General features: G+C 38.1%; 19 protein-coding genes. 3 read left to right on the forward strand and 16 right to left on the reverse strand.

The annotated features are described in order from the left end of the window. Positions 1 to 34: 34 nt before the first annotated feature. From NC799_RS13145 to NC799_RS13155, 3 genes are all read right to left on the reverse strand, one after another. Positions 35 to 394 (reverse strand): HesB/IscA family protein, encoded by a 360-nt coding sequence (locus tag NC799_RS13145; RefSeq protein ID WP_272446903.1) that lies wholly within the window; start codon positions 392 to 394, stop codon positions 35 to 37. A gap of 70 nt (positions 395 to 464) precedes the next feature. Then, complete coding sequence (dapF, locus tag NC799_RS13150) at positions 465 to 1304, reverse strand: diaminopimelate epimerase (protein WP_272446964.1); 840 nt, start codon at positions 1302 to 1304, stop codon at positions 465 to 467. 45 nt (positions 1305 to 1349) lie between these two features. Beyond that, positions 1350 to 1589 carry a DUF1450 domain-containing protein gene (locus NC799_RS13155; RefSeq protein WP_272446904.1) on the reverse strand — a complete coding sequence of 80 codons (240 nt, stop codon included), beginning with the start codon at positions 1587 to 1589 and terminating at the stop codon, positions 1350 to 1352. A 285-nt stretch (positions 1590 to 1874) separates the two neighbouring features. On the opposite strand from NC799_RS13155, the gene NC799_RS13160 reads away from it, so the two are divergent. Next, entirely contained in the window at positions 1875 to 2096 is a 222-nt protein-coding gene (locus tag NC799_RS13160) for a NifU family protein (RefSeq protein WP_204498469.1), read from the forward strand. A gap of 177 nt (positions 2097 to 2273) precedes the next feature. Here NC799_RS13160 and thrB read toward each other — a convergent pair whose 3' ends face one another. From thrB to NC799_RS13185, 5 genes are all read right to left on the reverse strand, one after another. After that, positions 2274 to 3173: a homoserine kinase gene (thrB, locus tag NC799_RS13165; RefSeq protein WP_272446905.1), complete on the reverse strand. Its 900-nt coding sequence runs from the start codon at positions 3171 to 3173 to the stop codon at positions 2274 to 2276. Continuing rightward, positions 3170 to 4231 carry a threonine synthase gene (gene thrC / locus NC799_RS13170; RefSeq protein WP_272446906.1) on the reverse strand — a complete coding sequence of 354 codons (1062 nt, stop codon included), beginning with the start codon at positions 4229 to 4231 and terminating at the stop codon, positions 3170 to 3172. Before thrC ends, thrB begins: the two co-directional genes overlap by 4 nt. A gap of 3 nt (positions 4232 to 4234) precedes the next feature. After that, on the reverse strand, positions 4235 to 5527 hold the full coding sequence (locus NC799_RS13175; RefSeq protein WP_272446907.1) for a homoserine dehydrogenase: 1293 nt from the start codon (positions 5525 to 5527) through the stop codon (positions 4235 to 4237). A 336-nt stretch (positions 5528 to 5863) separates the two neighbouring features. Next, entirely contained in the window at positions 5864 to 6820 is a 957-nt protein-coding gene (locus NC799_RS13180) for a 2-hydroxyacid dehydrogenase (protein WP_272446908.1), read from the reverse strand. An 18-nt stretch (positions 6821 to 6838) separates the two neighbouring features. Further along, positions 6839 to 7813, reverse strand: coding sequence for a protein kinase family protein (locus NC799_RS13185; protein ID WP_272446909.1), 975 nt, complete (start codon positions 7811 to 7813; stop codon positions 6839 to 6841). Between the two features lie 143 nt (positions 7814 to 7956). Between NC799_RS13185 and NC799_RS13190 the strand changes: the two genes are divergently transcribed. After that, on the forward strand, positions 7957 to 8466 hold the full coding sequence (locus NC799_RS13190; RefSeq protein WP_272446910.1) for a phosphatidylglycerophosphatase A family protein: 510 nt from the start codon (positions 7957 to 7959) through the stop codon (positions 8464 to 8466). A gap of 186 nt (positions 8467 to 8652) precedes the next feature. Here the strand turns inward: NC799_RS13190 and NC799_RS13195 are convergent, their stop codons facing one another. Both NC799_RS13195 and mobB read right to left on the reverse strand, forming a co-directional pair. After that, the gene (locus tag NC799_RS13195) at positions 8653 to 9231 is read right to left on the reverse strand and encodes a molybdenum cofactor guanylyltransferase (protein WP_272446911.1); all 579 of its coding nucleotides are present in this window, start codon (positions 9229 to 9231) and stop codon (positions 8653 to 8655) included. Positions 9232 to 9297: 66 nt separating this feature from the next. Next, on the reverse strand, positions 9298 to 9795 hold the full coding sequence (mobB, locus tag NC799_RS13200; protein ID WP_272446912.1) for a molybdopterin-guanine dinucleotide biosynthesis protein B: 498 nt from the start codon (positions 9793 to 9795) through the stop codon (positions 9298 to 9300). A 60-nt stretch (positions 9796 to 9855) separates the two neighbouring features. Between mobB and moaC the strand changes: the two genes are divergently transcribed. Further along, positions 9856 to 10338 (forward strand): cyclic pyranopterin monophosphate synthase MoaC, encoded by a 483-nt coding sequence (gene moaC / locus NC799_RS13205; protein WP_272446913.1) that lies wholly within the window; start codon positions 9856 to 9858, stop codon positions 10336 to 10338. A 90-nt stretch (positions 10339 to 10428) separates the two neighbouring features. Here the strand turns inward: moaC and modB are convergent, their stop codons facing one another. From modB to NC799_RS13235, 6 genes are all read right to left on the reverse strand, one after another. After that, positions 10429 to 11088, reverse strand: coding sequence for a molybdate ABC transporter permease subunit (gene modB, locus NC799_RS13210; RefSeq protein ID WP_272446914.1), 660 nt, complete (start codon positions 11086 to 11088; stop codon positions 10429 to 10431). An 82-nt stretch (positions 11089 to 11170) separates the two neighbouring features. Further along, a complete protein-coding gene (gene modA / locus NC799_RS13215) occupies positions 11171 to 11947 on the reverse strand; it encodes a molybdate ABC transporter substrate-binding protein (protein ID WP_272446915.1) in 777 nt (258 codons plus the stop codon). 16 nt (positions 11948 to 11963) lie between these two features. Then, a complete protein-coding gene (locus NC799_RS13220) occupies positions 11964 to 12479 on the reverse strand; it encodes a MogA/MoaB family molybdenum cofactor biosynthesis protein (RefSeq protein WP_272446916.1) in 516 nt (171 codons plus the stop codon). Between the two features lie 17 nt (positions 12480 to 12496). Continuing rightward, the gene (moaD, locus tag NC799_RS13225) at positions 12497 to 12730 is read right to left on the reverse strand and encodes a molybdopterin converting factor subunit 1 (protein ID WP_272446917.1); all 234 of its coding nucleotides are present in this window, start codon (positions 12728 to 12730) and stop codon (positions 12497 to 12499) included. Then, complete coding sequence (locus tag NC799_RS13230; RefSeq protein ID WP_272446918.1) at positions 12727 to 13200, reverse strand: molybdenum cofactor biosynthesis protein MoaE; 474 nt, start codon at positions 13198 to 13200, stop codon at positions 12727 to 12729. The genes moaD and NC799_RS13230 overlap by 4 nt, the downstream gene beginning before the upstream one ends. Positions 13201 to 13280: 80 nt before the next feature. Then, entirely contained in the window at positions 13281 to 14552 is a 1272-nt protein-coding gene (locus NC799_RS13235; RefSeq protein ID WP_272446919.1) for a molybdopterin molybdotransferase MoeA, read from the reverse strand. Between the last annotated feature and the right edge of the window lie 4 nt (positions 14553 to 14556).

Genomic DNA, 14556 nt, shown 5'->3' on the forward strand with positions numbered 1-14556 from the left:
AAAAAAAAACGCCTCTAGTACTAGAGGCGTTTTTTTAACAACTTTCTGGTGTACCTTCTCTATCTTTTGCTTTAAACGAAGAACCACAGCCACAGGATATTATCGCGTTCGGATTGTCAATGGTAAATCCGCCACCCATCATATTTTGCTTAAAATCGATCGTTGTGCCTTCAATTACAGGAATATCTTGCTTAAAGATCGTTACAGGGATGCCATTATTTTCCTCTTTTAAATCGAGATCCTCGTTGACTTCATAATCAAATCCTAACGAATAGGAAAGTCCACTACACCCTCCCCCTTTCACACCAAAACGGAGACGTACAGATTCTTTATCTTCATCTTTCATCATTTCTAGAATTTGAAGACGGGCATTGTCTGTTATATTTAGAACCATCCCACTTCCTCCTTTCATCACTTAAAATAAGTATACTCATTTTACACATGACTTTCAATCAATCAAGATTCTATTCATTTGTCCACTCGAAAACACCAGTGGCCGTTGTTTCCGCTTTTCCACGCATCCACACATGACTGTCTTTGCTCCACTTGATAAATAAGTCCCCTCCACTTAAATGGACACAAACTTCTTTCTCTTTTTCAGCTAAGCCATTAAGTATAGCAGCAACAACAGCAGCACAGGCCCCTGTACCACATGCTTGAGTTATACCAGACCCTCGTTCCCAAACGCGAAAATGCATTTCTTGTTTATTTACTACTTCAACAAATTCAACATTTACACCCTCCGGGAATCTTTGGTCACTTGTTATAACTGGTCCAAGTTTGCTTAACGGTGCTTGTTCAATAGTTGGAACGAAAAATATAGCATGTGGATTGCCCATTGAAACAGCAGTAACTTCTATACTTTGTTCCTCGATAGGAAATGGTTCAGCAATCACTCGTTCGTTAGGATTTCCTAACATTGGTATTTGCTCCCGTCGTAATTGCGGTTCACCCATGTCGACTGTTACCTCGTCAACACACTCTCCAATAAGGTGTACCTCAGCAGTTACATTGCCACCTTTTGTTTCAATCGTAAACGTTTTGGTTGTGACAATTCCTTGTTCATAGGCATACTTAGCAACACAGCGTAACCCATTTCCGCAGTTCTTTCCTTCTGAGCCATCTTTATTAAAAATGCGCATTCCAACATCGGCTTTTTCACTCGGATGGATTAATATTAAACCATCTGAACCTATGCCGGTATTTACATTCGCTACATCAATTGCAAGTGGGGCCAATTTCGATTCTTCTAGATGAAAAGAAAACAAATCGATATATATATAACTGTTCCCTAAACCATGCATTTTAGTAAATGGTATTTTCACGTCTACACCTTCATTCTCAATTATCTATATTAAAGCATTTTCTTCTAAGTAATCATAAACTTTTTCAACTAATTCGTCTGCATTATCAGCTACAATCGGGTCACCATTTATGATTGCAACAAAATACCGTGAGCAAATACCGCAAAAGCTTGTGCACCCATATTCTACGATTTCAAGGTCTGGATCTTTTGCTAATTCTGCTCTTGCTTTTTGTGAACCATTTGCCAAGTTGCTAACACAAAACTCGATTACGATTGGGTTCATTGTTATCTCCTTACATGTATAACTTTTATACTACTTCTATGGTTAAGGATACCATATCCAACAAACACAGACTATACTTACAGACTCCACTCCGCTTCCCTCTAATTATGCCTTTAATAAGTTTGTTTTGCTATAACCCAACTATTTCATTTTACAAAAAATCAAATTAAAGTTAAAATGATAAAAAGTAATTGATAAATAATCTCAATTACTGTGATTCAAATCATAGATATTTCATCAAAAAAAATATATAATAGTTGATAGGATGAAAGGAGAAGATGGATGATGCAAGAACAAGTACAAGAAGTGTTAAATAAATTACGTCCATTTTTACTACGTGACGGTGGGGATGTTGAATTAGTTGATGTGGAAGATGGCATTGTACGTCTTCGTCTTATGGGTGCATGCGGGAACTGTCCTAGTTCAACGATTACATTAAAAGCTGGTATCGAACGAGCATTAATGGCTGAAGTCCCAGGCGTTACCGAAATCGAACAAGTATTTTAATATGTCCAAAATCCTCTATGAGTAATAGAGGATTTTTTATTAGGAAATCTTTTTGCTAAACGAAAGTGCTGAAGTTCGACGTGGCTGCCGCTGAATGTTATCCATGCTTGGATTTATTTTATACTTTTTACCTTGCGCAAAAAGACGAATAGCGTTTAAACTATTCGTCCGTTTGTCTTAATATGATACATTTAATTTCATTGAAACAAGCCCCTCATTTTCGACTTGCAATGGTAGCCATTCAAAGTGCGAGTATGCTTCTTTCCATGAGCTTAATTTCTCCTCTATTGTTGCGTTGCTTGCAATGGCAATCATCGTTGGTCCTGCCCCACTTAAGAAAGTCCCAAAGACATCTTCTTCTAAGAATGCTTCTAGTTCCTCATAGTGGGGTACTAATTTCTTACGATAGGGTTGATGAAAAAGATCCTTCTTCATCATTTTACCTAACAATCTCCAATTTTTCTGACAAATGGCAGCAACACTTACGTTAGCAATACTGCTTGCGTGTACGCTCTCTTGATATGAGAAGGAGTCTGGTAGAACAGCCCGTGCTTCTTTTGTTTTTAATTCGAAGTTAGGAATAATAGCAAGGAACGTAACATCTTCCACTGGAACTTTAATCCAATCGACTTCATAGTCAAAATGGCCGATTACACACCCTCCCATCAGAGACGGTGCAACATTATCTGGGTGTCCCTCAATGTTAGTAGCTATTGATAATTTATCTTCTTCTGATAATTCTAGATTTAAAAGAATGTTCGCTAACTCAATCCCTGCAATTGTTGCCGTTGCGCTACTGCCAAGACCTCTAGCTAATGGAATATCGCTTTGCATTTCTACTCGGCATGGCGGAAGCTCACCATAGTTAAACTGTTTAGCTACTGTTTCTGCAATTTGATAAACAAGATTCTCTTTCCCGGTCGGAATATCCATTAAACAATCTGAGACTGGGATAAACTCCCAAGTCTCTGATTGGGTTACTTTCAATTCCAAGTACAAATTCAACGCTAAACCTATCGAATCAAATCCAGCCCCTAAGTTTGAAGTACTAGAAGGGATGCGAATTACCCAATTCATACTAATACACTACCCATAATTTCTTGAATGACAACTTCTTCTTCGTTAGGTAGGACACGAGGCTTAATTTCACTATAATCAATAGCTGTGTTTGGATCTTTAAGACCATTACCAGTTAACACGGTAACAACAGTTGAACCCGGCTCTACCTTGTTTTCCTTCATGGCTTTGAATAAACCAGCAATCGATGCACAAGAAGCCGGTTCAGCAAAAATCCCTTCGTTTGCAGCTAACCATTGATAAGCCTCAATCATTTCTTCATCTGTTATTTCATCTATAGCACCGTTTGACTCATCCCTTGCATTTACTGCTTGTTTCCAGCTAGCAGGATTCCCTATCCGAATAGCTGTACCGACTGTTTCTGGATTTTCAAATACTCGGTTGTGCACAATCGCTGCTGCACCACTCGCTTCAAAGCCCATCATTTTTGGCAGTCCTGTTTGCTTTTCTTCGTTATATTCCTTAAAACCTTTCCAATAAGCCGTAATATTTCCGGCATTACCTACCGGAATAAACAAATAATTAGGTGCTTTGCCTAAAGTATCGCAAATCTCAAATGCTGCCGTTTTTTGTCCTTCAATTCGATATGGGTTTACTGAGTTTACTAATGCGATATCATCTTTTTCACCAAGCTTACGGACGTAACGTAACGCATCATCAAAGTTACCCTCAATCGAAAAAATCTCTGCACCATACATAACTGCTTGAGCGAGCTTACCTTGAGCAATTTTGCCCTCGGGAATAACGACAATACATTTTAATCCTGCACGTGCTGCAAATGCAGCAGCAGAAGCAGATGTGTTTCCTGTTGAGGCACAGACAACAGCTTTCGCCCCATCTTCTATTGCTTTGGCCATCGCCATTACCATACCTCTGTCTTTAAACGACCCAGTTGGGTTTGCGCCTTCAATTTTTGCATAGACGTTAATTGAATGTTCCTTGGATAACTTCTCCAATTTAATTAAAGGCGTATTCCCTTCGTGTAATGTTAATGCAGGTGTTTGGTCATTAATTGGTAAATACTGTTTATACTCTGAAAGTAATCCTTTCCAAGCCATTTCTTATTCCTCCCCGTCAACGCGATAGTTGCTAATAATTTTATTCACTACTGATAATTGGTATAAATTTTCAAGACTATTTAATAGCTGTTGTTTACTTATTTGATGAGTTACCATAACAATCTCAGCTGTTCCTTTCGTGCTTCCTGGTAATTGTAAGATTTTTGCAAAACTTACCTGTTGATCAGAGAACACATTCGTAATTTTCTGGAAAGTGCCAGCCTCATCACTAACTTCCATACGAATGAAATATTTAGTATATTTGTCCGCATTTTCCTTAAGTTGTGTGCGGTACTGTGGAGAGATATAGGAGTTACCACTAATTCCTAATCGGATATTTTTAACAACCTCCATTAAATCAGACACGACAGCTGTTGCTGTTGGCATACTTCCTGCACCAGGTCCATAGAACATTGTTTCTCCAACCGCTTCACCGTAAACATAAACAGCATTATATTCATTTTTAACCTGTGCGAGTGGATGTTCGTTCGGTAATAACGTTGGTTCCACACTCACTTCTACTTTCCCACCATTAATGGAAGCTATTCCAATGAGCTTAATCGTGTAACCTAAGCTCCTTGCGAAACTAATGTCTTCTTGGGAAATATCTCTAATACCAGAAACCTCTACATCATCCAAGCTGATTTCCATTTTAAACGCTAGATTAGCAAGAAGTGTCATTTTTCTTGCAGCATCTAGACCTTCCACATCAGAAGTAGGGTCTGCCTCAGCAAATCCAAGCGATTGTGCTTCTTTTAAAACAGGCTCAAATGCTTTTTGCTCATCGGTCATTTTTGTAAGAATATAGTTGGTAGTTCCGTTAACAATCCCCATAATCTTTTGGATTTTGTCTGAAGCTAAACCGTCGGATAAGGAACGAAGAATGGGGATCCCCCCCGCAACACTTGCATCATAAAATATATCACAATTATTACGCTTAGCTAACTTTAACAATTTTTGTCCATGGACAGCCATAAGATCTTTATTTGCGGTGACAATGTGTTTTTTATTGTTTAACGCTTGTTCTAGTAACAGGTTTGTATCATCGATTCCACCCATTACCTCTACGATAACATCAATGTCTGGATTATTTACTAATTCGTTCGCATCAGTAGTTAACCATTCTTGATTAATGACAACATCTCTTTTTTTATGTACATCATTAACCAATATTTTTCTAATCGAAATCTCTGTGCCTGTTTTATGCTTTATTTCATCTTTGTGATTTTTAAGGATTTTAACTACACCTGTACCTACAGTCCCTAACCCACACAAGCCTATATTGATCTCTTTCAATTTTGTCCCCTCCCTGTATGTTTAAAGAGTACATCTGTTTATCTATAGTGGACATTATACCGTTACCTTTGTCGTTTATCAAGGAACAATTGCCTAAAAATAAGAAAATGAGCGCCTTGCCAAATCCCAAAGGGGTGAGCAAGGCGCTCTTCGCTTTTTTAAAAGATAAGAAACCACCATGGCTTTCTACAGCCACCATCTATGATGAAAAAGGATAGCATTTATTAATTTTTGAGTGTACTTATTAATTTATACTGCTTACAATGCCTTTTTTCATACAAAAGTATAAAAAAATCCAAGCGTTGTCTAGCTCCGAACGCCTCTTCGCTTTTCTTACTATACTGGAGTTTTAGGAGATAGTCCAGATAAAACAAAATCAATGTTTTCTAAACACAAATCAATCATTGTTGTTCTAGTAGCGATACTTGCAGAACCAATGTGCGGTAAACAAACGACCTGATCTAATTGTAATAACGGATGGTCTTTTTTAATAGGCTCCTGTTCAAAAACATCTAAGCCACATCCTTTAATTTCCCCATTAACCAGTGCATGGTATAACGCATGCTCATCTACATTTTGCCCTCTAGACACGTTAATAAAAATAGCAGATTGTTTCATCATGTGAAATGCCTTTGCGCCAAACATTCTCTTTGTTTTAGGAGTAAATGGCACTAAACAAACGACGAAATCAGAAGTCTTTAGTAACTCATCAAACTCCACATAACGTACACCTAATTGTTTTTCAGCTCTCTCCTTACGAGAACGATTATGATACAATATTTTCATCCCAAACCCTGCCGCACGTTTCGCTACAGCCTCACCAATTCTGCCCATTCCAACGATACCAATTGTTTTCTGATAAATATCACTTCCTGCTAACAAATACGGTGACCAATTCTCCCATTTACCTTCCTCCACAAATTTCTGCGCCTCGACAATTCTTCTCGCCGTGCTTAGCAACAAAGCAAATGTTAAATCAGCAGTTGTTTCAGTTAGTACATTTGGCGTATTTGTCACTATAATATTCCTTTTCTTTGCTGCAGTAATATCAATATTATCAAACCCAACAGCTAAGTTTGCAATCACTTTCAGATTGGATGCAGAAGACAGTGTTTCCTCATTAACAGGATCAGTTAATAAGGTTAATAACCCGTCTGCTTCAGCTATCTTTCTATTTAACGTATCTTGGTCGATTGGTTGATGCTCATGTGGCCACATCTCAATCGCATATTTCTCAGAAAAAGGTTGTATTCTTTCTTCTGGAATTTTACGGGTTATATAGATCTTCTTCATAATATCCCCCTCGTTCAGTTACCAATCTAACAGCGGAATTCCTAGTGTCCTAGCATCAACATCCATGTTGTCGTAAAACCTTGTTAAATTCCTTTCATATTTGGCATGTTGCTCTAGTAAGTCTTTATATTCTCGATATACTAATTCGGGATTATTATGGGTAAATCCTGCTTCAACAAAATCAAAAAGATGAACCGGGAATAACAACCTTGCATATAATAAGCGCCAGCTGAAAACCGACAGTGGTCTTACTTTCTCATAGGCTGTGAAAAAATGCTTTAATTCCTTAATCGATGATTCATCTTCAGCTAATAGGGCAGGACGAATATATTCTGCTATATCTCGTACGGGGTGGTCGTAGGTCAAATCTGAAGACCAAATAACTGGCTGTTGTAGCTGATTGTTATAACGCTGGAATGTAATACAAGGTTGGTCGCTATCATGGTATCTCGTCTCCGCTTCTGATTCTTGCAAATATTGTAAAGCATTTTCTGACAACCCTATTAAGTATGGAAAGGTATCAAGAAATAAACGATTAAATTTGGAAACTGGCCTTTCTTGATATTGTTGATTGTAAAAATTTTCAAAACCAGCAATTCTATTTTGCCAAAGAATTTTCCATTTTCCATAACTAGATAAATAATTTGGTTCATAAGGGTAAGCTTCCCCCTTATTATGAAAGTCAGCTAACAATTCCGGGTGAGACTTGCCAGTAAAGTTGTTTGCTAATTTTGTTTGAAAAACACAATAATCCTGTTGGTTCATTTTTGTAACTAGCGAACCTTGCCGATTACCGATTGGTACGGCAAGGTGTGAGTAGCCTTTTTTTATAAGGAAATGCCCGACTTCCTTTTGTTCCATATAGATTTCTTCATTATTTTGTTTAGGAATGGTAAAATAAATATAATCTCCCTGTTTATACCCATCTATTCCATTGATTGTCGTTTTCTTCCCATAAAAACCTTCTACATGGTTAGATATGACATTCATCATAATATTATTTCCTCTCCTTTAGAAACCGCTTGTTTGTATAGAGTCTATGTTTCATAAGAGAAATTTTGAACCATAACTGTCATTTAATAAATAAATAGTGGGTATAATTATAGACAGACTTCTTTAGTTAGGATGTGAGTGATTTGAATCAACGAACAAATCCAACAGCGTTAGAAAAAAAGGCACGAAATTGGTTAATCGAACGAGGAGTAACAATCGACGACATTGCTGACCTTGTCTATTATTTACAAAACAAATACCATGATAATTTGACGATGGAAGATTGCCGACTTCATGTTGATCGGGTTTTAATGAAACGAGAAGTTCAAAATGCTATTCTTACAGGAATTCAGCTAGATGTTCTAGCTGAGCAAAAAAAATTAGAATCCCCTTTACAAGAAACAATTGAAGTGGATGAAAGTCTTTACGGTGTCGATGAGATTATTGCCTTATCCATTGTCAATGTATACGGTTCGATTGGTTTTACCAATTACGGCTATATCGATAAGCAAAAACCCGGAATCCTAAAGAAACTTAACGACAAAACAAGTGGTGAGTGCCATACATTTCTTGATGACATTGTTGGAGCAATTGCTGCTGCAGCATCAAGTCGATTAGCACATAGTCAAGCGAACGACCCAGACGTTGATTAAGCTAGCTGTCTTTCATTTACTAAACGATCAAAATAATTTAAAAGAATTGATTTTGTCATTTTAAAATGTTCAAGGATAAGCAAATATTAAAAACCAGAGATGACTAGCGCAAAGAGCCTCATGCTTGGCAAGGCACTTTGCGCTTTTTTTACAATTTTATTATACGTATGTTCCGAATTGATAGGTTTAGTCAACAAAATAATCTTCTTGTGCGTTGATATTTCGGAAGGGAGCTTCTTCGTCTATCGTTATCTTTTTCACATGAACATTTTCGAACAATGCTCGCATAGAGCGTTTTTCATTTTGGAGCAACTGTGAAATAGTTTGTTTAACAGAACTGTGATATAACCCAATTAGTGGTTGATCTCTACCGGCAACCGTAGGGATAATCACCTGCGATTCTGTATCAATTGCAGCAATCAACTGCTGAACAACCCATTTTTCCATAAACGGAACGTCAGTAGGTAAGATAAAAAACCAATTAGCATCTATTTGTTCCATAGCCGTAAGAATGCCAGCCAAAGGTCCTTGGCCTTTCACTTCATCTTGGTCAGTAACAATAGTTATGTTCGGTTCTTTTTCCTTAAAGGTTTGCGCTAAAGATTGGTTAGTAACAATTAACAGCTCGTCACACATAGAATTTAAAGCGTCAATGGAGTAGTGATAAAATGGTATCCCTTTATGTGTAGCAAAGGATTTTGGTGATCCATATCGACGTGACTTTCCTCCTGCTAGTAATACACCCGCTATATGCAAATAAATCAACTCCCTCTCCCGTTTAGGGTTATGTTAACATAGAACTTATTAGCCTCTTAACTGACAGTTAGTAGGTTACGACAGGATAAATGATTCCATCCACTCAAAAAACTTTTGCCTGTCAGAGTTGTAAAAAATAGGATGAGCTAGATTGTTTTCTTCTATTGGTATGGAAGTGATGACTGCCTGTACGTTCGATACCTGTTCCAAAAGAGAGAGATCCTTCTCTTCTTTAATCATTATGATTTTATCAAAATCCAATGATTTATACCCTTCAACAACTAATAAGTCTACTGAAAGTACCTGATAAAAAGCAACAAGTTGGTCAAATGAAATGGAATCTGTCGACATCGTTAACTGAAATACACCACCGCCGTCTACACCAGCAAGAAGCGAGCCAGAAGCCCTATGCTTTTCACTATCTGTTCCATCAGCCAACTTTGGTTTGCCACCATGGCCATGGTGTTTAAGACTTGCTACTTTAAGACCTTTATTAGTAAAATAATTTATTAATTGGCTAGTTAATGTCGTTTTGCCACTATTTTTGTAGCCAACTACTTGGAGAATACGCAAGGATAACACCTCTTAATCTAGAACTAATTACAATCATAATAGAACGGAGCTGATTTGTGAATGAATGAGTTTACGCATTTTAATGATCATGGTCGCGCAAAGATGGTCGATATCACTGACAAACAGGAAACGTCAAGAATGGCAAAGGCACGTTCAAGCGTTTTTATGAACCAACAAGTACACGAAAATATAGTACAGCAAAAAAATAAAAAAGGTGACGTCCTCGCGGTTGCCCAAGTTGCTGGAATTATGGCAGCCAAACAGACATCAAGCCTAATTCCAATGTGTCATCCGATTCCAATAAGTGGTGTTGATTTGTCCTTCCAATGGCAGACGATTAATGATGAGGAGTATGAGTTAGTAATGGAGGCAGAAGTGAAAACCAAGGGCAGTACAGGAGTTGAAATGGAAGCATTGACTGCTGTAACTGTTGCAGCATTAACCATTTATGACATGTGTAAAGCAGTAGATAAGCGTATCGTCATTGGTTCTACCTACTTATTAACAAAAAGTGGTGGAAAAAACGGCGACTTTATCCGGTAAGAAAGGCACAAGTCGCGCCTTGTTACACTTATGACCCCCGAGGGGCTAGGCGCCCGGAGCTAGATAGCTCTTGGATTTTTTTATACTTTCTTAGTTTTGCCGATTTGTCTGATTAATGGAAAATAATAGTAAAAATGAAATAAATATACTAATCCCAACATATTTCCAAGCTAAGTTGACGTTTCCAGATTCGATTGCAAGATAAATGACAGTTGGAATTGTTTGTGTAACTTCTGGAATATTACCGGCGAACATGAGCGTTGCACCGAATTCACCGAATGCACGGGTGAAACTTAGAATTACTCCAGCAGTAATCGACCGAATGGATAACGGTAGGCTGATAAACAAAAGAATTTTAATTGTTGAGGCACCATCAACCTTAGCAGCACCTACAATGTTTTCATCAATAGAAATAAAACCTGTTTTCACCGACTGATACATTAATGGAAAAGCAACAGTTGCAGAGGCTAAAACAGCAGCTGTTGCTGTAAACATAATGCTACTACCTACTATGTATTCGATGAAACGACCAAATGGGCTATTTTTACCAAAGACAATGACTAACATAAACCCTATCACTGTAGGTGGTAAAACTAAAGGTAAGAAAAAGAATGTTTCCACTAGTGGTTTCATTCTCACACGTCTTGTCACCATAATATGAGCAAAAAGTACCGCAACAAAGAACGTTATAACTGTTGCTATCGTTGCTATAAAAAAAGATAATTTAATCGGAAACCAAGTCCACTCCATACATACTTCACCACTCTATCCCAAACCGGGGAGATACATTCTACCTTTAAGTCAACAGCCGATCATCTTAAAGTCAACTCAATCAGCGGTCATTAACTTCTATCTCAAACCCATTCGATTCAAAAATTGATAACCCCGCATCACTCATCACATAGTCAATCAACAATGTTGTCGCTTCCTTCTTTATCTTCGTATTTAATACGGCCACGTAGTAATTAATTGGTTCGTGCCTATTAGGGTTTATTTTCTCTAACAATTCAATATTCTTCTCATTAATCATATCACTCTTGTAAACAAAACCTATTTCTGTTGCCCCCTGGCTCACAAGCGTTAAGACATGTCTCACATCCTTGGCAAAGACAAATTGATTTGACAGGCTCTCCCACTTATTAAGGCTCTCAAGGGCTTCTTTGGCATAAGTGCCTGCTGGAACTACGTCTGGAGTTCCCATCGCTACCTTAGCATTGCCATTATTGTCAGCAATCCACTGCTCAAAGGAATTAGCTTGTACGCCCACACCTTTGATAATAACCAATTGATTGGTAACTAGAATATTCCCCTTAGCAACAAACCCGCCATCGACTAATTTCTGATAATCTGCTTCCGATGCTGAAAAAAAGACATCAATAGGTGCTCCTTGTTCTACTTGTCTTCTGAGAGAACCAGTACTACCAAAATTAATCGCAAGCTCAACATTTGGATTATCCTGTTCAAATTGTTCCTTTATTTCAAGCAAGCTATCTGTCAAACTCGCTGCTGCGGATATCGTTAGTTTTGTCGTCTCTGTTTGCTCCGCTGTCTCCTGACAACCAGCGGTAAGCACAACGAAACTTAATAGAAAGAAGATAAACCTTTTCAATCATTTTCATCCTTATTTACTTATTTAAATCTTTTTTAAGTTCCATAATAATATGACCAAGCTCTGGTATGATTAACTCCTGAAGCGCCAATTTAACCGCACCTGATGAACCAGGAATCGAAAAGATTGCTGTATTGTTTGCTATTCCAGCAGTTGCCCGTGACATTATGCTTGCCGAACCTATATCTTTGGTATAGCTGAGATATCGGAAGATTTCACCAAATCCTGGTAGCTCTTTATCAAAAAAGGGCTCCACTGATTCTATCGTTACATCTCGTTTTGCTATCCCGGTGCCACCGTTAATAATAATTGCATCTATCTTTGGATTCACTAGTGCTTTTTTCAAACAATCTTCAATGAGCACCTGTTCATCTGGTGAAATCCAATAGTCTAAAACAATATGCCCTGTATCCTTAAGCATCGCTTGGATTAGTTGACCACTTTTATCTGTTTCCTTATTCCTAGTATCACTAACAGTAATAATTGCACAGTTAACAACTGCTTTTGCTTCTTTTCGATGTTTTTTCAGCATTACTAAGAACCTCCGATCTAGCCCCCACTAACAGGAGGTATAATGGCTACTGCATCTCCAGATTGAATAGTATCCTCATTTAAAGCAAATTCTTCATTGATAGCTACCATTGCGTGTTCTAACTGGGATAAGTGAAAGCGTTGTGCTAAATCCTTTTTCAATGCATCTACTGTGATGCGATCAACTTCAAGTTCTATTTGAGAAGTTTTTGCTTCTTCTTGTAAATGGGCAAATAATAATACAGTTATCATGATTCTTCATCCTTTATTTCAGGTTTACCTGCTGGATATGGAACATTTTCTAATTGATCACCAATCCACGTCTCTCCATCTTCCCAGTGTTCTTTCTTCCATATCGGTACAATTTGTTTGATTCTTTCAATGGCATACTCATTGGCTTGATAGGCTGCTTTCCGGTGAGGTGAAGAAACTGCAATGACGACAGCAATATCAGAAATGTCTAGCCTCCCAATACGATGGGTAATTGCAAGCTTAGTATCTGGCCATTGTGCCTGAATTTCATGATCAATTTGCTTTAGCATTTTAACCGCCATTGGCTTATATGCTTGATACTCTAAGTACAGAGTCTTTTTCCCTTTTGTCCACTCTCTAACTGTTCCAATAAAGGTGGTAATTGCCCCCGCTTCTCGTCTTTCTACCTTTTTTATTACTTCGTCCGTTTCAATTGGTGTTTCTAGTATTTCAAACTGCTGATCAGCCATGTCCTACTACCCCCTTACTATTGTTTTACCACGTCACCTAAAAACAGACTAGTCAATTCAGCACTTTACATAAGGAGAAGCTATCCATCTAAAGACACTTGTAGCCCTTCTTGGTCTTCTAGCAACATGATTTGAACCTGATCTCCTTCTGTGTAACCCTTAGTACCTCCAGGAAGTACAATGAGAGCATTTGCTTTAGCAAGTGATGAAACAACGTTTGACTTATCAAGACCTGCTGGTGTTGCTACTAAACCTCCATGTTTATACGTTACATGTCCCCTTACAAATCGGTCAAACGGATTTGGCTTCGGAAAATCAGCACCTAACGTTCCCATAGCTTTTTTCGTTAGCGGGTTTACGCAATGTAAATATGTCCGAATAATTGGTCTAACAAACAACTCGAAACCAACATAACATGCAGATGGATTACCAGATAATCCAAATAACAACTTACCGTCTTTTTTAGCAACTGTCGTGACACTACCAGGACGCATGGCTACCTTATTAAATAAGACATTGGCACCCAATTCTTTGTATATTTGAGGTAAATAATCATAGTCTCCGACTGAAACACCACCAGTCGTAATCAAGAAATCCACCTTATCTAACGCTCGTTTCACTTGGTCAAAACAAGTAGCAAAATGATCACTAAACTGCCCCAAATACAGCGGTGTCGCGCCTGCACGAATTATCTGTGATATAACCATATAAGCATTACTATTCCTAATTTTTCCTGGTTGCAATGGCTCACCAACGTCAAGCAATTCACTTCCTGTTGCAATGATTCCAATTGTTGGGCGTTGACTAATTGGTACTTGCTTATAGCCAAAAGTTGCTAAAAGGGCAACAATTCCTGGGTTAATGTAACTTCCTCTACTCGCAAGTTCTGTTCCTTGTTTGGTATCTTCACCACGAAAAGATATATTTTCACCGGATCTAAACTTCTTTTTCACCAGAATATACGTATGTCCCGCCTCATCGATTGGCTCTACCATTTCAAGCATACATACTGCGTCACAGCCATCAGGTATTTGTGCACCAGTCATAATTCTTACAGCTTGATTTTCGCCAACAACCGTATCATGAACACTTCCAGCCCCAATTTCTCCAACTACCTCAAGCTTTAATGGCTCATTTCTTGTCACATCAACCGTATCTTGTGACCTAAGTGCAAATCCATCATAAGGTGATCGGTTAAAAAACGGTACATCATGATCAGCAATAAGTGGTTCTCCAAGAAAATTACCATAGGCTTGCTCAATTGGCACATGCGTTACCACACCAGGTGTTGAAAACTTCATTAATCGCTCAATAGCCTCTTCTACTTTAATCGGTCTGCGTGTTTCTACCATATTT

Source organism: Aquibacillus salsiterrae (genome assembly GCF_028416595.1).
GTDB lineage: Bacteria > Bacillota > Bacilli > Bacillales > Amphibacillaceae > Aquibacillus_A > Aquibacillus_A salsiterrae.